We start from the raw sequence: 21,969 nt of genomic DNA, 5'->3' as shown, positions 1-21,969 counted from the left end.
CACTCATTCAAAAAACCATGGACTTTCAGGCAAAGAACTTGGCAACGCTCAGCATGGTGCGGTAGATGCCCCAGCACAGGGGAAGGCCTACTGCAACCCAGGCAAACACCACAACCGCCGGGCTGACGGCATCGGCACCACCACCTTGGGCGCGGTGCAGCTCATTGGAGACCGCCTTGTCATGCGCCAGGCGCTTTTCCTCAGCCAATTCTGCTTCGGTCATGAACCATTTATTGTCCAGCGGGCGAACCAACAGATTGCAAATGAGACCCACAGCCAGCATGCCGACAAGGATATACATGGTCTGGTTGTAGACCTGCTCGCGTGGAATGCCCAGGCCCAGCTGGTATTCACGCATGTAGTTCACCACCACCGGACCCAACACACCGGCCGTAGCCCAGGCGGTGAGGAGACGGCCGTGAATGGCGCCCACCATCTGCGTGCCGAAAATGTCGGCCAAGTAGGCAGGCACGGTGGCAAAGCCGCCGCCGTACATGCTCAGGATCACACAGAAGGCGGAGACGAACAGCAGGATGCTGCCAGCCGCAGCGCTGCCGGGCACGCTGAAATACATGGCGCCCCCCAGCACGAAGAACACCACGTAGGTCATTCTGCGGCCCAATTTGTCGGACAGGCTGGCCCAAAAGAAACGACCACCGATGTTGAACAGGCTCAGCAACGCGGTAAAGCCGGCCGCCACCGTGGCGATGGACGCCAATTGCGCCTTGTCCAGCTCCCCGAACTTCTTGGCCACACCGATCAGCGAACCACCAAAGACTTCCTGCAACATGGGCGACGCCATGCCGATCACGCCAATGCCGGCGCTCACGTTCATGCACAGCACCATCCAGATCAGCCAGAACTGGGGAATGCCCCAGACCTTATTCACGTGCACATGGTGCTTGGTGATCATCACGTTGCTCACCTGGGCCTGGGGTGCCACCCAGCCTTTAGGTGTCCAGCCGGTCTCGGGTACGCGGTAGCCAAAGGCGCCAGCCATCATGAATACAAAGTAGATCAGCGCCATGACCACAAAGGTCTGCATCACGCCTACGTCGGTAGGAGAGGCGAAATACTTCATCAGGTCGGCCGCCAGAGGGGAACCGATCATGGCTCCGCCGCCAAAGCCCATGATGGCCATGCCAGTGGCCATGCCGCGCCGGTCAGGGAACCACTTGATCAGCGTGGACACCGGAGAGATGTAGCCCAGGCCCAGCCCGATGCCACCGATCACTCCGGAGCCCAAGATCATCATCCAGAACTGGTGCAGGTACACGCCCAGGGCAGAAATCAGCATGCCGCCGCACCAGCACAGCGCCGACACCACACCGGCCTTGCGCGGACCGGCCCGCTCCAGCCAGCCGCCCCAGGTGGCCGCACTGGTGCCCAGCAGCACAAAGAACAGGGTGTACATCCAACCCAGGGTGGAAATCTGCCAGTCGCAGGTGGTGGTGAACAGCTGGCCGATGAAGCCAACGTCTGGGCCGCACTTGATAGCCTCCTTGATACCGAGCGCCTTGCTCAAAGGCAGCCAGAACACCGAGAAGCCGTAGGCCATGCCGATACACAGGTGAATGGCCAGGGCGGCCGGAGGTACCAGCCAGCGGTTGAAACCGGGGCCGGCAATGATGCGCTCTTTATCCAGCAGTCCAGGGGAAGCAGTGGTCATGTTGTCTCCATACGTATTTGTCTTTTGATTTCCAACGCCAATGCGACATTGAAACCACGTCTTTGCGACGTGGGCGGAGTATGCAATTGGGCCGCGATAGGCGTCCAATTGATTCGCCACATGGTTTGATACAAGTTTTGAATGTGGCGGCGCACCAAGTGATGTCTACACATCATGATTCGATCAAGTGACTGTTTTAGAACCCAGAGAAGATTCTGCCGACGCAATCGCTTTGCAATGACCCAAAGACAGGATGCGTGAAGTCGATCCCATACCCGTTTGACAGATACCGAGACATGAAACAGCTGCTCTTTGCCTTTGCCATCCAAATCACCTTTTCAGTGGCATTTGCGATAGACGTTACTCCCCTCCAGAAGCCACACCAAACGCCCGACGGCGCAAAGGTCGTCGATCTGCGCCTGGACCCACACTACCTCTACCTCAAGACTGGTACGAATGAACACGGATCAGACAACGATTTCGTGCGCATCGACAAAGCCGCTCTGCTGGAAGGACGAACCGAATTCGAAACAACGACCTCCAATATTTGGAATTCGATCCAGGCTTCACGTTCGAACCTGAAAGTCGTTGAAGACAACAGGCGACCAGATGAGAACACCTGGCTGTTTGGCAAACAAAAAATTGAAGTCGGACGAGCCTACTGTGCAGAAAACTTGCGCAAGTCGCACAGCTTACGAATAGATGGCAAAAAAATCGCCACGGGGATACCAAACTGCATGGCGCTGCTGGAGCCTGTGCTTTTTGACGGGAAACTATGGTTTGGCACGACCTACCCGGGTGAATATGGTGACTCCCCCGGCGTCGGCATCCTGCTAATTGATGTCACAAGCCGACGCCGCCTGGCCCCCATTCGCAAAGACCTAATAGATAGCCAATCGGGGATCATGCGTGTTGACCCAGACCTTCAAGGAGTTTGGGTTGTCAACGACCACGCCGTTCACTTCTTTGATCGCGCACTAAAGAGAAGGGCGTTGGCTTTCTATAGCGAGCAATTCGATCCCGCACACGATAACTGGTCAACCATACAGATTTCCATCGATCGCAAGATGCACAATCCTTTCGCAGTCGCTGCGCGAATCGTCATGGCACGCGATAGGGACACACAAGATGTAGAGCGCGCATCGCGCCAGTCTTTTGGCCGCTGGCGGTCCATGGTGGGGATTGGTGCTTACGAGAAGGCAGTTGCCGAGCTTCCGCAGCATATTCGCTCCAACTTCTGGATTCAATACGATCCTCTTGAGAGACGTCCTGTCCCTTATTGGGGAAACAGTCTTATGACGTACAAAAATGGCGGGAGAGAGTTCAGGCGAGCGAGCAAGCTTCTCTCGTGCATATACGAATCGGCTGGCTACCCAGATTGGGGAGTCCAGTCGTTGATTCTCAACATTGTGGTTGCTGCAGAGAACATGAAGAACACCTCTGACGCGCAGCTTTACCAGCCGAATTGCGAAAAACAGGCGGCCGTCCCCTGAGTGTGCGGACCATATAGATCACGCCATCAGCAGCCCGCTGTGCGCAGCCGCATGGCGCAGCCAGGCTCCGTCTTGCGCCAATACAAGGCCCGCCTCCAGGGCACGGGAGGGACGCGCCAGGGCGTGGGTAATGAAGCCAATGCGGGTCTTGACGTCAGGCTCCACCAGGGGCAGCGCCTCCAGCTCGCTGTAGCCGCGCACCGTGTCCACCAAGGAGCCGGGTAGCACGCTGCAGACGCTGCCCTCCACCACGCTGAGCATCATGGTCATGATGGAGTTGGTCTCTATGGCCGGGATGACCCGCACACCTGCCGTGGTGAAGGCCGCGTCCACAATGGCCCGGTTGTGCATGGTGGACGTAAGCAGACACAGGGGTAGCATTGTTGCGTCCTTCCAAGACATGGGCTTGCCGATCTGCAAGCCGTTGGCACCGGGCTTTGCCGCCTTGCGCAGCAGAAAGTAGTGCTCCACATACTGCGGCCATACACGCAGCTTGCCGCCCTGCACCTTCATGCGGTCGCTGTAGCCCAGGGCCATGTCAATGGATAGGTCTTCCAAGCCCTGCTCCAGCTCATTGGAGCTCAGCGACAGCACCACTGGCTGAATGCCGTTGTGGCGCGTGTGCAGCATGGCGGCAAAACGCGCGGCAATCGGGATGGCTGTGGGCACGGCGCCAATGTGCACCGCGCCGCGGGGCAGCATGGTTTCGCTCTGCAATTCCTGCTGCAAGTTGGCATGCTCGTGCAGCATGAGCTGGGCCGACGCCAGCACCCGCTCGCCCTGGGGCGTCAACCCGGCAAAGTTGCGGTCGCGCTTGACGATGACCACATTGAACTCACGCTCCAGCGCCCGTATGGCATTGGACAGCGCGGGCTGGGTGATGTGGCACGCCTGCGCTGCCCGGCCAAAATGCTTGTGTTCTTGCAGCGCAACCAGATAGCGCAGGGAGGAAAGAAGGTTCATGGGTGGGCAGCAGGCTTCATGGCGGACCCATGATAAGTGAGGCGGTCGACCTTGCGCGCAAATGTCTTCTGCTTAACGTGCGGATGTGGTAACTTAGCTTCCAAATAAATCGCACGTCCAAACCAAGCCACATCGCTCGTCCCCATGTCATCCGCTGAAAATGCCTTGAAAGACGAGCTGCTGCAGGCCCAGTTGACGGTGCGGGAGCTCAAGACAGCGGTAGCCATCCTGCGCAGCAAGCTGGAGCAAGCCAGTTTCGAGCGCGAGCAGGCGGTCCAGAACGAACGCGTCACCCAGACCAACGAAGCCAACCAACTCCAGAAAACCATTGCGGCGCTGCGTCAGGCTCTGGAAAACATGATGGCGGACAACTACAAGGTGGAGCAGTCCTCCAGTTCGCGCTACCAGAGCGAGATTGAGCAGCTCAAGGGCACCATCATCGGTCTGCGCATTTCCATCGAAAGCCTGAATCAGCAGAACCTGAACATGGAACGCAAGATCAATCAGCAGTATGCAGACGAACGGGCGCAACTGATGCGAACCATTCGCGAATTGCGCTCCAAACTGGAAACGGTTGCGCCCCATGCCTGATAGGTCTGCAGCCCCGGCGCTTACCACCGAAGCAGACTGGGAGGCTGCGCGCGAGCGCTTGCAGCGCTGTGAAATGCTGCTGGATGTGAGCTTTCGCCTGAGCAAGTGCAAGACCCTGGACGAAATCATCGACACCCTGGTGAGCGTGTTCTCCAACGAATTGCGCTGTGAGCGCGGCTCCCTGTTCCTGAATGACCCCAATTCCAGCGAGCTGTATTCGCGCATCCTGCTGCACGGTGCCTTTCGCGAGATCCGCATCCTGAATTCCCTGGGCATTGCCGGTCATGTGTTCACGGAGGGGCAGCCCCTCATCGTTGACGACGCCTATGCCGACATGCGCTTCAACCGCTCGGTGGACGAGCAGACCGGCTTTGGAACGCGCAGCATTTTGTGCCTACCGATCCGCACCTTTACCGGCGAAATCATGGGCGTGGCCGAGGCGCTGAACAAGATAGGCGGCAACTTTACCGAGCAGGACATGCAGTTGCTGGAAGAAATCGTGCGCCAGGGCACCATGGCACTGCAGGGCGCGCAGCTGATTGAGAGCATGCAGGCCAAGCGCCGCCAGGAGATGCAGTTCATCGACGTGGTGTCGGAGATGACCGAGGACATCAAGCTGGGTTCCCTGCTGCAACGGGTGATGGGCGAAGCCACGCGGCTGCTCAATGCCGAGCGCTCTACCCTGTTCCTCAACGACGAAAAGACCGGAGAGCTGTGGTCGGAAGTGGGCCAAGGTCTGGAGAGCGTGCAGATCCGCCTGCCCAACAATGTCGGCATTGCGGGTGCGGTGTTCAGCTCGGGCAAGTCCATCAACATCCCCTACGCCTACGCCGATTTGCGCTTCAACCCCGAGTTCGACCGCAAGACCGGTTTCTTTACCCGCTCGATTCTGTGCGTGCCCATCGTCAACAAGCGCGGCATGACCATTGGCGTCACCCAGGTGCTCAATCGGCGCGGCGGTGCCTTTACCGACGAGGACGAGTCGCGCCTGCGCGCCTTTACTGCCCAGATTTCCATCGCCCTGGAAAACGCCAAGCTGTTTGCCGACGTGCAGGCGATGAAGAACTACAACGAGTCCATGCTGGAGTCCATGTCCAGCGGCGTGATCACCTTTGATGCAGAAGACCGCATCGTCACCTGCAACGCGGCCGGGCTGCGCATTCTGCGGGTGCAGGCGGAGCAGATACTGCACAAGCCGGCAGCCGACTTCTTTGGTACCGACAACGCCTGGTTTGTGGAACGGCTGCGCCTGCTGGTGGGTGAAAAGAGCGTGGTGGCACTGATGGATGCCGAGTTCAAGCTGGGCGACGACAAGGTCTCGGTCAACCTGACCTTGCAGCCTCTGTTGTCTGCCGAAGGGCAGCGCATGGGCGCCATGGCCCTCTTGGACAACATCTCCAACGAGAAGCGCCTGAAGTCCACCATGGCGCGCTACATGGACCCCGGCATTGCCGACCAGATGCTGGCCCATGGGGCCGAGGCCTTGGGCGGCAAGAGCGTGATGGCCACCGTGCTGTTCTCGGACATACGCGGCTTCACCACACTGACCGAGGCGCTGGGCGCGCAGGAGACCGTGTCGCTCCTCAACGAGTATTTCTCGCTGATGGTGGCCTGCATCAAGAACGAAGACGGCATGCTCGACAAGTTCATCGGCGACGCCATCATGTCGGCCTTTGGCATTCCGATGGAGCACAACGACGACCCGGACCGGGCCGTGCGTGCAGCCATCCAGATGATGCGCGAACTGGCCGAATGGAACCGCGCCCGTGCCGCGCAAGGCAAACTCACGGTAGATATCGGCATAGGCATCAACACCGACAACGTGGTGTCCGGCAACATCGGGTCGCAAAAGCGCATGGACTACACCATCATCGGCGACGGTGTGAACCTGGCCGCGCGGTTGGAGTCGGCATGCAAGATGTACGGCACGCATATCCTGATCAGCGAGTACACCTACAAGCAGCTCCGTGGCACCTACTACTGCCGTGAGGTGGACTTGGTCATCGTCAAAGGCAAGACGCAGCCCGTGGCTGTGTACGAAGTGATGGACTACCACACGCCGCAGAGTTACCCCAATCTGGCCGATGCGTTGCACGTGTACCGGGTGGCTCTGGGCAAGTACCGCTCAGCACGCTGGGCCTCGGCCATTGAAGAGTTCGAGCGCCTGCTCGACCTGAACCCGTTGGACAACCTCGCGCCGCTCTATCTGGAGCGCTGCCGGTTCTTTGCCATTAACCCACCTGGTGCAGAATGGTCCGGCGTGTGGGAAATGCAGGAGAAGTGATGTAGCGCAGCATTTCTTGCGCCGGGGCGCCCGGACATTACGGCAGAATGCCGCTGTGAAGCGGTTCAGCAAGGACAGGCGTGGGGGCAACCGTTGCCAGCCACGCAGAGGATTCAACAATAATGAAGTTATCTATCGATCACGGACCCGGCATGTATGCCCTGTTGCAAAGCAATGGTGGGAGCAGAACATGACCGAAGCCAGCGAAACGTTCGTGACCCCAGCATCCAGCACAGATGAGCTGCTGGAATGCCTGCTGATCGTCGCCCGCTCCCACGGGGAATCGCCCACCCGCGAAACGGTGATGGCCGGTCTGCCCGCACAAGATGCCCGCCTGAGCCCTGCCCTGTTTGAGCGTGCCGCCAAGCGCGCCCGCCTGAGCAGCCGGCTTGCCAAGACGCCGCTGGAGCAACTCAAGGACGGCTTGCTGCCGGCCATTGTGTTGCTGCAGCACAAAAAAGCCTGCGTGTTGCTGGGCTTCAACGAAGACCGCAGCCAGGCCCAGGTGGTGTATCCCGAGCTGCCGGACGCGCCGGTCAGCGTGCCCTTGGGCGATCTCAACGCCCAGTACCTGGGAACCACCATTTACGCCCGACCAGCGCACCGCTTTGACGCGCGCACGCCGCAGGTGCGCAAGGCGCGCCAGGGCCACTGGTTCTGGAGCGTGATGGCTGAAAGCCGCCCGCTCTACATGGACGTGCTGTTTGCCGCCCTGCTGGCCAATCTGTTTGCGCTGGGCATGCCGCTGTTCACCATGAACGTGTACGACCGGGTGGTGCCCAACCACGCCTTCGAGACGCTGTGGGTGCTGGCCTTCGGGCTGCTGCTGATGCTGCTGGGCGACCTGGTGCTGCGCACCATGCGCAGCCGCTTTGTGGACCTGGCCAGCAGCCGGGTGGACGTCAAGCTGTCGGCCTTCATCATGGAACGGGTGCTGGGCACGCGCATGGAGCAGCGTCCGGCCTCGGCAGGCTCGTTTGCCTCCAACCTGCGGGCATTCGAATCGGTTCGGGACTTCATTGGCTCGGCCACCGTGGTGGCGTTCATCGACCTGCCGTTTTCGCTGATCTTCATGGTCACCATCGCCTGGATCTCCTGGATGATGCTGATACCGCTGGTGGTGGGCTCGCTCATCATGCTGCTGTATTCGCTGGCCGTGCAGGACCGTATGCATGAGCTGGCGGAAACCACCTACCGAGCCAGCGCGCAGCGCAACGCCACGCTGATTGAAGGCCTGGTCGGCTTTGAAACCATCAAGGCGCTGTCGGCCGAGTCCAATATCCAGACCAAATGGGAAAAGAGTGCCGCCCTGCTGGCCCGTGTGGGCGCACAGCTGCGGCTGCTGTCCTCCACGGCGGCCAGCTCATCGGCCTTTGTGCAGCAACTGGTCAACCTTGCGATTGTGGTGATTGGCGTCTATGCCATCTCCGAAAAGGAACTCACCATGGGCGGCCTGATTGCCTGCACCATGCTGGCCTCACGCGCCATGGCGCCGGTGGGCCAGGTGGCTGGCTTGCTGGTGCAGTTCCATACCGCTTCCACCGCGCTGACCTCGCTCGACGAGATGATGAAGCGCGACGTCGAACGCCCGACAGACGCCAACTACATCAACCGGGGCCGTCTGCAGGGCGCCATCGATTTCCGCGGCGTGGGCTTTACCTATCCCGGCCAGACCACACCGTCCCTGCAGAACCTGAACTTCAGGATCAAGCCGGGTGAAAAAGTGGCCATTCTGGGCCGTATCGGTTCGGGCAAGACCACGCTGGAAAAACTCATCCTGGGCCTGTACCAGCCCACCGAAGGCGCGGTGCTGGTAGACGGCATCGACTTGCGCCAACTGGACCCGGCCGAGCTGCGCAGCCAGATTGGCTATGTGCAGCAGGACATCATGCTGTTTTACGGCACCCTGCGTGAAAACATCACGCTGGGCGCACCACTGGCCTCGCACCAGGACATCGTGCGCGCCGCTGAAATTGGTGGCGTGATCAATCTGGTGAACCAGCACCCGCAAGGCTTTGACATGCTGGTAGGCGAGCGCGGTGAGTCCCTCTCCGGCGGTCAGCGCCAGGGCGTGGCGATTGCCCGCGCCGTCATCAACGATCCACCAATATTGCTGCTGGACGAGCCCACCTCGAGCATGGACTACTCCAGCGAGGAGGACATCAAGCGCCGCATTACCGAGTTTGCGCACGACAAGACCGTGATCCTGATCAGCCACCGCACCGCGCTGCTGGATCTGGTGGACCGCATCATCGTGATGGACGGTGGTCGCATCGTTGCAGATGGTCCCAAGGAACAGGTCGTTACCGCCCTGCGCCAGGGCCGCATTGGAAAGGCTGCATGATGGCTTGGTTTGGCGAAAAAGCATTCAACCGCACCGGCAAACTGGTGGCAAAAACCGCTGCCACCAGCACCGCAACCTTTGGCCCCTTTGTCAAACGGCTGACGCCGGTAGAGGACGAGGTGGATACCGACTGGGCTGGCGAGGCCGACTGGGCCCGTCTGCAGCAGGACCCGATGCGCGCGCGCCTGCTCATGCGGGTGGTTGGTATCACCTTGATCGGATTGATCGTATGGGCCGCGTTTGCCAAGGTGGACGAAGTGACCCGGGGCGAAGCCCGCGTGGTGCCCACCAGCCAGGTGCAGGTGGTGCAAAGCGTGGATGGCGGCGTGGTGGAAGAGCTGCTGGTCAAGGAGGGGCAGATTGTCGAAGCCGGACAGTTGCTGATGCGGGTGGACCCCACCCGCTTCGTTTCCAACCTGCAGGAAAGCAAGGTCAGCCAGGCCGCCCTCAAGGCCAAGGTGCTGCGGCTGGAAGCGCTCACCCGCGGTACCGCCTTCAACCCGCCGCCCGACCTGATCAAGGAAGCGCCTGAAGCGGTTGCCCAGGAGGCCCGGCTGTATGAATCGCGCCGCGCCGAAATCAGTGCACAGGTATCCATCTCGCAGAACCAGTTGTCCCAGCGTCAGCAGGAGCTCAATGAGGTCAAGGCGCGCAAGGAACAGGCCGAACGCACCCTGGAGCTGATGACCAAGGAGCTCAATGCCACCCGCCCCATGATTGCCACCGGCGCGGTCTCGGAAGTGGAGGTACTGCGGCTGGAGCGCGAAATCGCACGCATGAAGGGTGACCGCGAGCAGGCCACGGCGCAGATTTCACGCGTGCAGGCAGCGATTCAGGAAGCCTCCCGCAAGATCGAGGAAGTGACGCTGACCAGCCGCAACCAGATGAGTGGCGAGCTGTCTGAAACCATGGGCAAGCTTGCCGCCCTGAACGAAAGTGGCAAGACCCTGGAAGACAAGGTCAAGAAGGCCGATGTGCGCTCCCCCATGCGTGGCACGGTCAAGCGTCTGCTGGTCAACACGCTGGGTGCGGTGGTGCAACCCGGCAAGGAACTGGTGGAAGTGGTGCCGCTGGATGACGCCCTCATTCTGGAAGTGCAGATCGCGCCCAAGGACATCGGCTTCCTCAGGCCCAACCAACAGGCCACGGTCAAGTTCACCGCCTATGACTACTCCATCTATGGCGGGCTGACTGCCGATGTGATCAACATCGGCGCCGACTCGGTGCTGGACGAAAAAGGCAATGCGTTCTACCACGTGCGTGTGCGCACGCACAAACCCAGCCTGGGCCCCGGCCTGCCCATCATTCCGGGCATGGTGGCCCAGGTGGACATCCTGACCGGCAAGAAGACCGTGTTGTCCTACCTGCTCAAACCGGTGCTGCGCGCCCGCGCCAATGCCCTGACCGAACGATGAATACGCAACACCTGTTTCTTTGCGCCAACGCCAGCCGGCCCAGCCCGCGCTGGCTGGAAGCCTTTCCTCAGGGCAGGAAGGTCGATGCCGCGACACTGAATGCACAGATCGCCGATGGGAAAACCACCTCGTACATCGTCTGGCTGGGTACGGATAACCCGCAATGGCGGCAGACGCTGCAGCAGACCATGGCATCACATGCCGGTACACGGTTTGTGGTGGTAAGTGGTTCCCCGGAGCCCGCCGAGGGCCTGAGTGCGCTGGATGCCGGTGCCATGGGCTATACCCATTCCTATGCCCTGCCCGAACTGTTGCGCGAGGTGGCCATGGTGGTCGATCACGGTGGCCTGTGGGCCGGCCCGGACCTGATCAAACGCTTGGTGGCATCCACCAGCGCCGCCCTGGCGCGCCTGCCGGAACCCGCCCATGGCCCCGGCACCGTGGCGCAGGGCTACGCAAAGGCCTGGGCTACCCTCTCTGCCCGCGAGGCACAGGTAGCCAGCCACGTCGCCCAAGGCAAGTCCAACAAGGAAGTTGCGGACCAGCTCTTTGTTTCGGAACGCACCATCAAGGCCCATCTGGGCTCCATCTTCGAGAAGCTGGGCGTGCGCGACCGGTTGCAGCTGGCCCTGCTGGTGGCAGCCATCCCCGTTGAAAACCGGGTTATCAAGGACACATCCCCATGAGCGAATCCATGCCCGAACTGCCAGAAGACCCCGAAGCGCAGCAAGCCGAGGAATTGCTCAGCCAGTCCGACACCGCCATTGCCCGTGTGCTGGAGGATTTGATCGATGTCCTGATCACCCGTGGCGTCATCCAGTTCACCGATCTGCCGGAGGCCGCACAGGACAAACTCCTGTCACGCCGTCAGACCCGTGCCCGACTCAAGGATTCGCTGCAACTGCTTCCCGGCGACGGCGACGGCGGCTTGCTGTAGCCGGTCTGCTGCAGGCGGTTTGACCGCAAATTTGTACCTTAGTCCAATACCCAAAAAAGCGCCGGGCGCCTAACCTTGGGCCAAGCTCGCGCCATGCCACAGGGCATTGCGTGGGACTTCCAACGACATACATGGAGTTCTCACATGGCCACCATTGCAACCATCGCCGCCATCAATGGCACCGGTTCCGTCTACGCAGTCAATGCCCAGGGCGTGCAACGCCTACTCAAGGCCGGTGACGCACTGGAAAAGGGCGAAACCATACGCACCGTGGGTGATGTCAATGTGGAGCTCCTGTCGGAAGACATGCGTGCCCTGCACATCAACCCCGATCAAGTCGTCAAGCTCGACGACAACGTGTTCCAGTCTGAGCAGACCCCCACGACTGCGGATGCAGCGGTCACCACGCCAGCGACAACCAACACCGTTATCCAGGCCCTGGAGAACGGCCAGGATCTGAGCACCCAGCTCGATGCCACTGCGGCCGGTCTGGGTGACGGCGGAGGAGGTGGTGGCGCCAGCTTTGTGCAGCTGACGCGCATTAGCGAAGGCGTCAACGGCAATACCTATGGGTTTGATTTCAATGGCCTGGGTACTCCGGGAATCGACCCCGGCGTGGGCACCGCATCGTCTACCGGCACGACTGCACCCACGACAACCACTACCTCCACCACGCTGACACTGACCGCCGATCCCGCCAGCGTGGCCGAGGGCGGGCATGTCACCTATACGGTGAAGTTGGGCGCACCTGTCACGTCGGACATGACCATTACCCTGAGCAATGGCGCAACCATTCTGGTGACGGCAGGCTCTTCCACCGGTGTCTCCCAGCCCATCGATGTCCGTTCCAATGACGTCTATGTCGAAGGCAATGTCGATGTAAAGGTCACGGTTGCAACGGCGCAAGGCGGCGGCTTTGACCACTTGGTCGTCAACGATGGCAATGTCGTGACCGTAGTCGGTGACTCCATCGACACCACCACCGTTACCCTGAGCGTTTCCGGCCAGTCCTCCGGGGAAGGCTCTGAAGCCGTTGTGGTCGCCAATGGTTCCACCGTCACGGTGACTGCCCATGTGGATCATGCTCCGCAGACCGATCTGGTCATCACGCTCAACACCAGCACCAATGGCGTTGCCGACACCATCACCATCAAGGCAGGCCAACTCAGTGGTTCGACCAATGTGGTGGCGCATGCCGATATCTCCGAGACCCAGACTGCCCCGGTCAACGTCAACGTGACTGCCGCCACGGGTGGCAACTACGAGAACCTGGACACGTCCGGCGCCGCGGCTTCCGTCACGGTTACCGACATCAAGAACATCACCACCGTCACCATCACCTCCAGCGGCGATGTGACCGAGAACGATGCCGGTGTGACCTTCACCGTCCAGCTCAGCAACCCGCCACAGACTGGTACCACCGCCACGGCCACTGTCACGGTAGATGGGGTCGCTCACGCGGTGACGCTGGACGCCAATGGCAAGGGCACGTTGGTCATCGACACGCACAACCCGGACGTCTACAAGGACGGCCATACCGTCACCGCCACCGTGACTGGCGTCACCGGCGGCAACTTCGAAGCCATCAGTCTGAATGGTGCCACTGCTTCCGCCCATGTTGCGGATGTGACTGACACCACCACCGTCACCATCACCTCCAGCGGCAACGTGACCGAGAACGACGCCGGTGTGACCTTCACCGTGCAGCTCAGCAATCCACCACAAACAGGTACCACCGCCACGGCCACCGTCATGGTGGGTGAGGTCGCTCACGTGGTGACACTGGATGCCAACGGCAAGGGCACGTTGGTCATCGACACGCACAACCCGGACGTCTACAAGGACGGCCATACCGTCACCGCCACCGTGACCGGTGTCACCGGCGGCAACTTCGAAGCCACCAGCGTCGAAGGCGCCACTGCCACGGCTCAAGTTACGGATGTGACTGACACCACCACTGTCACCATCACCTCCAGCGGCAATGTGACCGAGAACGACGCCGGTGTGACCTTCACCGTGCAGCTCAGCAACCCACCACAAACAGGTACCACCGCCACGGCCACCGTCATGGTGGGTGAGGTCGCTCACGTGGTCACACTGGATGCCAACGGCAAGGGAACATTGTTTGTAGAAACACAGAACCCCGACGTTTACAAGGATGGCCATACCGTCACCGCCACGGTGACCGCCATCAACGGCGGCAACTTCGAAGCCACCAGCGTCGAAGGCGCCACTGCCACGGCTCAAGTTACGGATGTGACTGACACCACCACTGTCACCATCACCTCCAGCGGCAATGTGACCGAGAACGACGCCGGTGTGACCTTCACGGTGCAGCTCAGCAATCCACCACAAACAGGTACCACCGCCACGGCCACCGTCATGGTGGGTGAGGTCGCTCACGTGGTGACACTGGATGCCAACGGCAAGGGAACATTGTTTGTAGAAACACAGAACCCCGACGTTTACAAGGACGGCCATACCGTCACCGCCACGGTGACCGCCATCAACGGCGGCAACTTCGAAGCCACCAGCGTGGAAGGCGCCACCGCTTCGGCATATGTTGCTGACACTGTTGATGCCTACAAGGTTGTTCTCTCCTCCGTAAGCTCGGTGGTTGAGGGCTCCGGCGTGGTTACCTACACAGCCACATTGGTTCATGTGAAATCGGACGGAACCACTGAGGCGGTGACCAGCAATCCCTATGGTCAGGCCATTACTGTCACCCTCAGCGACAACAGTACGATCACCATTCCTGCCAACGGCTTGACCGCTACGCATGACATGGTCGTACAAGGCAATGACGTTTATCACGACCCTTCCACAATTTCGCTTTCCATCACAGGCCTTGCCCTTGCCGGTACTGCGCAGGCTGAGTCCCTGACTCCCGATACGACACCGGTCACAGTGTCTGTGACAGACTCCATTGACCCCACCACGGTCACCTTGGGCGCCATCTCGGTAGATCCCACTACCGGATTGACGACGATCTCGGCAACGGTGGATCACGCGCCGCAGGCGGGTTCTCCACTGACGGTCACACTGAGCAATGGTGCAATCATTACTTTTGATGCGGACCACACGTCGGCCACTTCGACGGCGTTCGTGGCGCCCACTGCCACGACAACGTACTCCATCGACTCCAGCCAAACATCTGGTGGCAATTTCGAACAGTTGAATTTGACCAGCACGGCGACGTTGACGGTTACCGATACGCTGATCATTGGTGGCACAGGTGATGACACCAACCTGAATGGCGGCATAGGCAAGGACATCGTTGTCGGCGACCCGGGCAGCACCGCACTGAAGGCGGGACAAAGCGCCAATATTGTCTTCGTGCTTGATACATCCGGCAGCATGATCAGTCCGATCAGCTTCACAAATAGCACGGGAACGCATACCGAAACGCGCCTGCAGGCTCTGGAGGATTCCGTCATTGCAACATTGAAGCAATTGGCGAGCTCGGGCGCTCATGTGGTAGTCCACCTGGACCAGTTCAGTGACACGGCCAGCTCCATTGGAACGTTTGACCTGAGTGAGCCGGGCAAATTGGATCTGGCCATATCGGCAGTGAAAGGCCTTACCCCTGGCGGCAACACCAACTACGAAGCAGGGTTGCAATCCGCGTTGAATTGGATCAATACCGCGACGGTTGCCGATGTGAACAAGGTGGTATTCGTCTCCGACGGACAACCCAATGCTTTGAACAACAACACCGGAAATGGCACCGAGACCACCAACGAATCGTCCAGCACGAGCGACCAGGCCATTGCGGCCGTGCTGGGAACGCTCTCCGCTTCCGGCTCCATCCATGCCGACCATGTTTCCGAAGTGGCCGCCATTGCTGCCAAGGGCTACGACCTGCAAGCCGTTGGCATCAACGTAGGAAGTGGCTTGGGCACCTCTGCTTCTCCTACTGCACTGGGCTTCCTGAGCGAACTCGAAGGTTACAACTACGGCACGGTCACCACCGGACACACAGCCGACAACATCACCACCGCCAATCAACTGGCCAGCACCATCGGATCGCTCACGGGATCACAAACGATAGCAACAGCTGCCGGAAGCGACGTGTTGCACGGCGGCGCTGGCAACGATCTGATCTTTGGCGACGCCATGAATACCGACAAGCTGGCTGCCGACCATGGCTTGACCGGCCTGTACCCTGCAGGTTCCGGCAGCGCGGTGTTCACGGCGCTGGAGAGCGGCAACTCCGGCTGGACCCGTACCGACACAGTGAACTACATCCAGACCCATGCGGATGAACTGGGTGCGGAAAGCGGTCGCAGCGGTGGCAACGATGTCATTTACGGCGACGCTGGCGATGACCGCATCTATGGGCAAGAAGGCAACGACATCCTCAATGGCGGCTTTGGCAACGACACCATCAATGGCGGATCCGGCAATGACATCCTCAATGGTGGTGCCGGAAACGACACGCTGACAGGCGGTGTGGGCGCCGACGTGTTCGCCTGGAGCCTGGGAGACCAGGGCACTTCTTCCGCCAAGGCGGTGGACCACATCACGGACTTCCAAGCCAATATGGCAGGCGAAGCCATCGATTTGCGCGACCTGCTGCAGGGCGAGCACTCCGCAGCGGCCATGGGTGGCACGGCAGCCTCTGGCAGCCTGACCCAGTTCGTCAAGTTCGACCTCACCACGGACGGCAAGCTGGAGATGCTGGTCACGCACGATCCGGTTCACAACAGCGGAGTGACCCAGGCCATTGTGCTGGACAACTTCACCGGGGCCAATGTAGATGTGGCCAAGGCCAGTCTGGCGCACACGCTGGATGCGTCGTTTAGTGCAAGCTCCATCAGTGATGCCGATCTGCTGAAGAAGCTGATTGACACCGGCCACCTGAAGACAGACGCATAAGGCTGTGCCCGCCCGCTTGTGCCAATGGTGCAGGCGGGCCTTGCAACGGAGAAGGTAACTAAGAACTTTGCGTCAATTTATGCGTTGATTGCAGTGAATGCATGTAGTATCGTCGGCAACAGTTGGGAGTGGCATGGCTCCGGTGTCTTAGAGGCCCCAGCTGAATTGACGAAAAGAATATGAATACCACATTGAAACGATCCTTCGTTGCCGCATCCGTGGCGTTGGCATTCACCGCCAGTGCGCAGACCAAGGCGCCTTTACCCGAACCCCTGCTGCAAGCGATCCACAAAGCTGTCGCCACCAATCCCGATGTACAGGCCAAGTGGAATGCCTTCAAGGCTGCGGACAGCCAGCGGGATGTGGCCAAGGCAGGTTTCTTTCCCACCGTTGATCTGTCTGCCTCTGCCGGCAGCGAGAGCCGTGTCACCGGCGGTGTTGATCTGGGCAGCTACAGCGTCAACTCGGCCCAGATCACCCTGGACCAGATCCTTTTTGACGGCCTCTATACCGTCAATGAAGTCAAGCGTCTGGGTGCTGCCAAGCTGACGCGCTACTACGAACTGCTGGACGCATCTGAAAACGCTGCATTGGAAGCAGCGAAAGCCTACGCCGACGTGGTGCGATACCGGGAACTGGTGGACCTGGCCACACAGAACTACGTGGAACACAAGCAGTCCACCATGCTGGTGGAAGAACGTGCCAATTCCGGCGTGGGGAGGCGCGTGGACGTAGAGCAGGCCAATGGCCGTCTGGCCCTGGCGGAATCCAACCTTCTGACCGAGCTGACCAATTTGCACGACGTGAGTGCCCGTTACCTGCGCGTGGTGGGTGAGCAGCCTCCGGCCAGTTTGCCCAGCCTGCCTGATCCATTCAAACTGGTCACCCTGCCCGCTTCCGCTCAAGCCCTGATGCTGGAAGGCATGAGGAACAGCCCCACGCTGCTGGCTGCCATTCAGAATGCCCGCGCCAGCCGCATTGCCGTGGACTCTGCAAAGGCCGCCTACATGCCCCGTGTGGATTTTCAGGTGTACGCCAACCAGGGCAACAACTCGGGTGGCGTCATTGGAGACAGCCGCGCAACCGGCGCGGCCGTTGCGCTAACCTACAACCTGTTCCGTGGCGGCGCCGACAAGGCCAAGGAAAAGCAGGCGGTCTACCTCGCAGCACAGGCGGTCAATCTGCAGGAAAAGGCCTGCCGGGATTTGCGCCAGACGCTGTCCGTGGCCTATAGCGACACACGCTCATTGAACGAGCAACTCATCTACATTGACCAGCACCGTCTGTCTGCCGAGAAGACGCGGGAAGCGTACCGCCAGCAATTTGACATCGGCCAGCGAACGCTGCTGGACTTGCTGGATACCCAGAACGAATTCTTTGAGGCATCGCGCTCCTACATCAACTCCCGGCACGACCAGGCCATTGCCCAGGCCCGCACGCTGGCCGGCATAGGTCAGCTGGTGGTAACCACCGGAGCCAACCGCGATGACGTACCCAGCCCGCAGGATGCGGGTCTGGACACTGCCGACCTGTCACAGACGGAAAGCCTCTGTCCGATTGAAGAGACCGTGGTGGACACCTTGGAAAAGATCAAGGCAGAAGCAGTCATCCCCAGCCGCGCCAAACCGGCACCTGCCGCCGTGGAAATGCCCACGCCCGCTGGCGCTGACAAGTGCGGACGCATCACCCTGCTGCCCGATGAAGACGGCAAAGTGGGCCGTGTCTTTGTCAAGGACGGCAAGGGTGACGAGGTCAAACTGGAAACCGCCTACGCTGCCAGCCTGGACGACTGCCAGAAGGTGACTCCAGGGCAGTCCACAGACCCGCGTTACAAGGCAATGGTGAAGAAGCTGCCAGAAGCAGCACGCTACTACCGCATCAACTTCGTTCTGGGCAAGGATGAGATGCTGCCCGAGTCGGCCACCGTCTTCAAATTCCTGCTGGAGGACTATCGCAAGACGGCCGCTCCCGAGGTCACCCTCATCGGCCACTCCGACAAGGTCGGCGATCCGGCAACCAACCTGCGGCTGTCCCAGAAACGCGCCAAGGCCGTTTACGACTTGCTGACCAAGGATGGGGCTGTACCCAAGTCCGACATTGAGCAAGCCTGGCGTGGTGACAAGGAGCCCTTGCCCGGCACCGAGGGCGCCAAGTCCGAACCACGCAACCGCCGTGTGGAAGTCAAGATTCAATAAAACCGCGAATTGCCAACCAGCCTGTTTCGCAAAGGATTACCCATGAATTCCCTGACCTTTCTACCTGCAAAAAAAATGCTGCTGGCCAGCCTGACGGTCTTTTGCCTCGTGGCGACTGGCGCGAGCCACGCGCAATCCGTGGCCGGTGTCGTGAAAAAGAAAGAGGGCACCGTCGAAATCGTTCGCAATGGCAAGTCCATTCCCGTGGAGGTCGGCAGCACCGTATCGGCGGGAGACACGGTCAAAACGTCCAAGGACTCCACCGTCGGCCTGATGCTCAAAGACTCATCCCGCATGTCACTGGGCCCCAACAGCGAAATGTCGCTCGACAAGTTTGGCTTCAATGCCAACACCTACAGCGGCAACCTGTTGGTCAGCGTGGTCAAGGGCACCTTTGCCATGATCTCCGGGTTGGTCGTCAAGAACAATCCGGCCAATTCGATGATCAAGACGCCCACCTCCACCGCCGGCATTCGCGGCACAACCTTCGTGGTGGAAGTGCCCTGAATTCAGGAGATGCCAGGGCCAGTTGCGCCGTCAAAGCCCAACTTGGCCAGTAGCGGCAGGTCTTCCTTCTTCTCCACCCCCTGCGCCACCACGGTGATACCGATGGCATGTGCGACCTTGCACAGGCCCGTGAGGAATTCCTGATTGCCCACGTTGTCGGCAATGCCGCGGATGTAACTGGGGTGCACCTTGATGTAGTCCAGCGCCAGATCCGCCAGCTTGTCGCTCTCGGCAAATCGCTGGCCGAAGTACTCCACACCGATGCGGCAGCCCAGCGACTTGAGCGTGCGAGCCAGGTCGCGGAAGGCATCAAACTGACGGAACACACCGTACTCAGGCACCTCAAACAACAGGCGCTTGCAGACATCCGGATAGGCCTTGAGCAGGAGGGCCAATTCGTTGCGGAAGTGGAAGTCGGCAATGGTCTCGGCAGAGAGATTGACCGCCACATCGCCACTGCTTTTCTGCAGGTATTCGATGGCCAGTTTGACCACGCCCAAGTCCAGTGGCGCGGTCAAGTTGAGTTGGGCCGCCATGGGCATGAAGTCGCCGGCGGTCATCAGGGTGCCTGCGTCGTCCATCTTCAGGCGGATCACACTTTCGCGGTGCAAGGAACTCTTGCCGTCACCCGACATCACGGGGTAGAAGCTCAGTGCCAGCCGCCCTCCCCCTACCGCTTCGGTCAATAGGGTGCGCCAAGTCTCGGCCGCGATGGCCGGCTTGGCATTGGCATCGTCCAATGCCTCGTAGGTATTGCTGCCCTTGGCTGCCGCCTTGGCCAGCGCTTCATCCGCACTGGACAGCAAGCTGCCCAGATTCTGGTTGCGCGCATAGCGCACGGCACCGATATGGAACAGGTCAGGCACCTTGTCCTTCCACTTGGGCAGCACCTTGTCATGCAGGCGCTCGTAGATTTCCTTGGCGGCCGCTTCGGCCGTGGCATGGCTGGGACAGACCACCGCGAACTCGGCCCCCTTGACGCGGCCCGCGCGCTGACCGATGCGGCCATTCCCGCTTTCATACAACTCGGTTCCGATCTCCTTGAGCAGCGCGTCTGCCCCTTGGCGACCCAGCGCCGTATTGAGATCGTTCAGGTCAGTCAGGCGCACCAGCACCAGGCTGCCGCTGGCGCCAAACTGCTCACCAGTCAGCACCTCGCGCAGGTGCGACAAAAAGTATTCCCGGCTGGACAGACCCGTCACCGCATCGCGATTGACTTTCTTGCGCAGCGCATCCAGGCGTGCGGACTCCTCGTTGAACATGGTCTTGAGTCGCCCCACCATGTCGTTCATGCCGCGTGCCAGGGCCTTGAGCTCCGGTGTGCGTGGCTCGGGGATCAGCACAAAGCGCCGCTCCGTGATTGCCTCGGCCTGACCAACCACCGCATCCAGCGGACGGGTAATGAATCGCAGCAGAAAGGTACCCACAATGCCGGTACCAATGCCGCCCACAACAAACCACAGCAACAGTTCCAGCGTTTCGTCCCAGAGGGTCTTGTAGACGTACTGCTCCTGGCTGGCCAGCGTCAGCGTGCCGTACTGGATCCATTTGTCCTGGATCAGCGCCTGCCCCGGATGGACCACGATGGGAATCAGGTCAATGAACCACTGGGGTGCCCCTTCGATCTTGCCTTCGAACACGCGCTCCACAATCAGTTCCCCCTTGGGAGAGACGATGCGGATGAAGCGGTAGTGCCCGGCATCGAACTGCGCTGCCACCTGCAGCTCCACCGTAACCGGGTCCTTGGGCAACTGCGACAGCGACAAGGCCAGCGCGGTGGCGTTGTCGACGTTCTTCACCTGCAGCTGCTGCTGCAGATACTGCCGCGCCGACAGGACGCTGGTGACCGTGCTGGCGGCAAATGCCATGGCCATGACCAGGATGATGGCAGCCCAAAGTTGTTTGATAAGTGACATGGAGGTCTCGCTGAAAAAACTATAGGTCGGTATCAAAGTCCGTCCTGGCGCATGCGCTCGAGCACATCGCGCCAGCGTGACAGGCGGGTCGTAGGATCGGCACTGGAGGTTGTCGCACCGCCAACCCACAGTCCGTCGCTATTGAAGCTGTACACCGGGGTCAGGTCGGTACGCATGGAGGCCGGGCGAATGCTGGTGACCATGTTGTCCAGAATCACGGGCTCTTCGGTCGGTTGGGCGTAATAGCCCAGCACCATGTGCGCAATGGGGGCCGTGTTGCCGGTCTGGTAACGCACGTACACCAGCCGCAGGCGTTCATTCGGCACGCCCAGGGCCCGCAGCGTCATGTATTTGGCAATCACGAAGTCCTCGCAGTCCCCGGCTCCATGGCCCATGAACTCCAGCGGCGTGGCCCAGTAGTCCTCCACCTTGTAGACCTCCATGTCGGTCTTGTAGAGGATGCGACGGTTGAAGAAGGTGTTGACCTTGTTGAGCTTGTCGTTCTCCGCCAAGTTGGCAGACTCTTCGATCAACTTGCGCCACGCGGCTACGGTTTGTGCGGCATTGGCGCCATATTGCTGCTGCGCCAACATCAGCATGCGGTCAAAGTCAGGCGCCGCAATGCCCAGTGCAAACAGGCCAGCCAACAGCGCCGCGGCCAGACTCCAACGCAAGGCGCGAAGAGCTGCCACCCTGCGCAGGCTTTGAACGGCAACGCGCAAGCCCACCCGGCATTGGGGGGTGAGTGGGTTTGCCATCAGCATGGTGGGGAGATTG

Annotated in this window: 14 protein-coding genes; 10 read left to right on the top strand and 4 right to left on the bottom strand. The window is 60.3% G+C overall.

All coding sequences use genetic code 11. The annotated features are described in order from the left end of the window. Positions 1–25 precede the first annotated feature (25 nt). Positions 26–1,669: an OFA family MFS transporter gene (locus tag AC1RMF_RS14550; protein ID WP_342618631.1), complete on the bottom strand. Its 1,644-nt coding sequence runs from the start codon at positions 1,667–1,669 to the stop codon at positions 26–28. Positions 1,670–1,965: 296 nt separating this feature from the next. Here AC1RMF_RS14550 and AC1RMF_RS14545 point away from each other — a divergent pair, with 296 nt between their 5' ends. Further along, positions 1,966–3,162, top strand: a complete 1,197-nt coding sequence (locus AC1RMF_RS14545) for a hypothetical protein (RefSeq protein ID WP_493142331.1) — start codon at positions 1,966–1,968, stop codon at positions 3,160–3,162. 18 nt (positions 3,163–3,180) lie between these two features. Here the strand turns inward: AC1RMF_RS14545 and AC1RMF_RS14540 are convergent, their stop codons facing one another. Next, a complete protein-coding gene (locus AC1RMF_RS14540; RefSeq protein ID WP_493142329.1) occupies positions 3,181–4,125 on the bottom strand; it encodes a LysR family transcriptional regulator in 945 nt (314 codons plus the stop codon). Positions 4,126–4,269: 144 nt separating this feature from the next. On the opposite strand from AC1RMF_RS14540, the gene AC1RMF_RS14535 reads away from it, so the two are divergent. From AC1RMF_RS14535 to AC1RMF_RS14495, 9 genes are all read left to right on the top strand, one after another. Then, positions 4,270–4,716, top strand: coding sequence for a hypothetical protein (locus AC1RMF_RS14535; RefSeq protein WP_342618633.1), 447 nt, complete (start codon positions 4,270–4,272; stop codon positions 4,714–4,716). Next, positions 4,709–7,000 carry a GAF domain-containing protein gene (locus tag AC1RMF_RS14530; RefSeq protein ID WP_493142326.1) on the top strand — a complete coding sequence of 764 codons (2,292 nt, stop codon included), beginning with the start codon at positions 4,709–4,711 and terminating at the stop codon, positions 6,998–7,000. The genes AC1RMF_RS14535 and AC1RMF_RS14530 overlap by 8 nt, the downstream gene beginning before the upstream one ends. Before the next feature lie 190 nt (positions 7,001–7,190). Continuing rightward, entirely contained in the window at positions 7,191–9,344 is a 2,154-nt protein-coding gene (locus AC1RMF_RS14525) for a type I secretion system permease/ATPase (protein ID WP_493142324.1), read from the top strand. Beyond that, positions 9,341–10,759: an HlyD family type I secretion periplasmic adaptor subunit gene (locus AC1RMF_RS14520; RefSeq protein ID WP_493142322.1), complete on the top strand. Its 1,419-nt coding sequence runs from the start codon at positions 9,341–9,343 to the stop codon at positions 10,757–10,759. Before AC1RMF_RS14525 ends, AC1RMF_RS14520 begins: the two co-directional genes overlap by 4 nt. Continuing rightward, complete coding sequence (locus tag AC1RMF_RS14515; RefSeq protein WP_493142319.1) at positions 10,756–11,445, top strand: helix-turn-helix transcriptional regulator; 690 nt, start codon at positions 10,756–10,758, stop codon at positions 11,443–11,445. Before AC1RMF_RS14520 ends, AC1RMF_RS14515 begins: the two co-directional genes overlap by 4 nt. Further along, positions 11,442–11,696, top strand: a complete 255-nt coding sequence (locus AC1RMF_RS14510) for a hypothetical protein (protein WP_493142318.1) — start codon at positions 11,442–11,444, stop codon at positions 11,694–11,696. Before AC1RMF_RS14515 ends, AC1RMF_RS14510 begins: the two co-directional genes overlap by 4 nt. Before the next feature lie 144 nt (positions 11,697–11,840). Further along, on the top strand, positions 11,841–16,574 hold the full coding sequence (locus tag AC1RMF_RS14505; protein WP_493142316.1) for a retention module-containing protein: 4,734 nt from the start codon (positions 11,841–11,843) through the stop codon (positions 16,572–16,574). Positions 16,575–16,753: 179 nt separating this feature from the next. Next, entirely contained in the window at positions 16,754–18,769 is a 2,016-nt protein-coding gene (locus AC1RMF_RS14500; protein WP_342618640.1) for a TolC family outer membrane protein, read from the top strand. Between the two features lie 42 nt (positions 18,770–18,811). Then, entirely contained in the window at positions 18,812–19,276 is a 465-nt protein-coding gene (locus AC1RMF_RS14495; protein ID WP_342618641.1) for a FecR family protein, read from the top strand. 2 nt (positions 19,277–19,278) lie between these two features. On the opposite strand, the gene AC1RMF_RS14490 is transcribed toward AC1RMF_RS14495, so the two are convergent. Next, a complete protein-coding gene (locus AC1RMF_RS14490; protein WP_342618642.1) occupies positions 19,279–21,192 on the bottom strand; it encodes a bifunctional diguanylate cyclase/phosphodiesterase in 1,914 nt (637 codons plus the stop codon). A 32-nt stretch (positions 21,193–21,224) separates the two neighbouring features. Further along, positions 21,225–21,956 (bottom strand): transglutaminase-like cysteine peptidase, encoded by a 732-nt coding sequence (locus AC1RMF_RS14485; RefSeq protein ID WP_342618643.1) that lies wholly within the window; start codon positions 21,954–21,956, stop codon positions 21,225–21,227. Positions 21,957–21,969: the final 13 nt, after the last annotated feature.

The organism is Rhodoferax sp. GW822-FHT04A08 (assembly GCF_058801025.1).
This window is presented reverse-complemented; position numbering and strand designations above follow the sequence as displayed.

Coding starts and splice junctions, on each gene's coding strand:
- AC1RMF_RS14530 (WP_493142326.1), top strand. CDS start 4,709: ATGCCTGATAGGTCTGCAGCCCCGGCGCTTACCACCGAAGCAGACTGG.
- AC1RMF_RS14550 (WP_342618631.1), bottom strand. CDS start 1,669: ATGACCACTGCTTCCCCTGGACTGCTGGATAAAGAGCGCATCATTGCC.
- AC1RMF_RS14520 (WP_493142322.1), top strand. CDS start 9,341: ATGATGGCTTGGTTTGGCGAAAAAGCATTCAACCGCACCGGCAAACTG.
- AC1RMF_RS14505 (WP_493142316.1), top strand. CDS start 11,841: ATGGCCACCATTGCAACCATCGCCGCCATCAATGGCACCGGTTCCGTC.
- AC1RMF_RS14535 (WP_342618633.1), top strand. CDS start 4,270: ATGTCATCCGCTGAAAATGCCTTGAAAGACGAGCTGCTGCAGGCCCAG.
- AC1RMF_RS14500 (WP_342618640.1), top strand. CDS start 16,754: ATGAATACCACATTGAAACGATCCTTCGTTGCCGCATCCGTGGCGTTG.
- AC1RMF_RS14515 (WP_493142319.1), top strand. CDS start 10,756: ATGAATACGCAACACCTGTTTCTTTGCGCCAACGCCAGCCGGCCCAGC.
- AC1RMF_RS14510 (WP_493142318.1), top strand. CDS start 11,442: ATGAGCGAATCCATGCCCGAACTGCCAGAAGACCCCGAAGCGCAGCAA.
- AC1RMF_RS14490 (WP_342618642.1), bottom strand. CDS start 21,192: ATGTCACTTATCAAACAACTTTGGGCTGCCATCATCCTGGTCATGGCC.
- AC1RMF_RS14545 (WP_493142331.1), top strand. CDS start 1,966: ATGAAACAGCTGCTCTTTGCCTTTGCCATCCAAATCACCTTTTCAGTG.
- AC1RMF_RS14525 (WP_493142324.1), top strand. CDS start 7,191: ATGACCGAAGCCAGCGAAACGTTCGTGACCCCAGCATCCAGCACAGAT.
- AC1RMF_RS14485 (WP_342618643.1), bottom strand. CDS start 21,956: ATGCTGATGGCAAACCCACTCACCCCCCAATGCCGGGTGGGCTTGCGC.
- AC1RMF_RS14540 (WP_493142329.1), bottom strand. CDS start 4,125: ATGAACCTTCTTTCCTCCCTGCGCTATCTGGTTGCGCTGCAAGAACAC.
- AC1RMF_RS14495 (WP_342618641.1), top strand. CDS start 18,812: ATGAATTCCCTGACCTTTCTACCTGCAAAAAAAATGCTGCTGGCCAGC.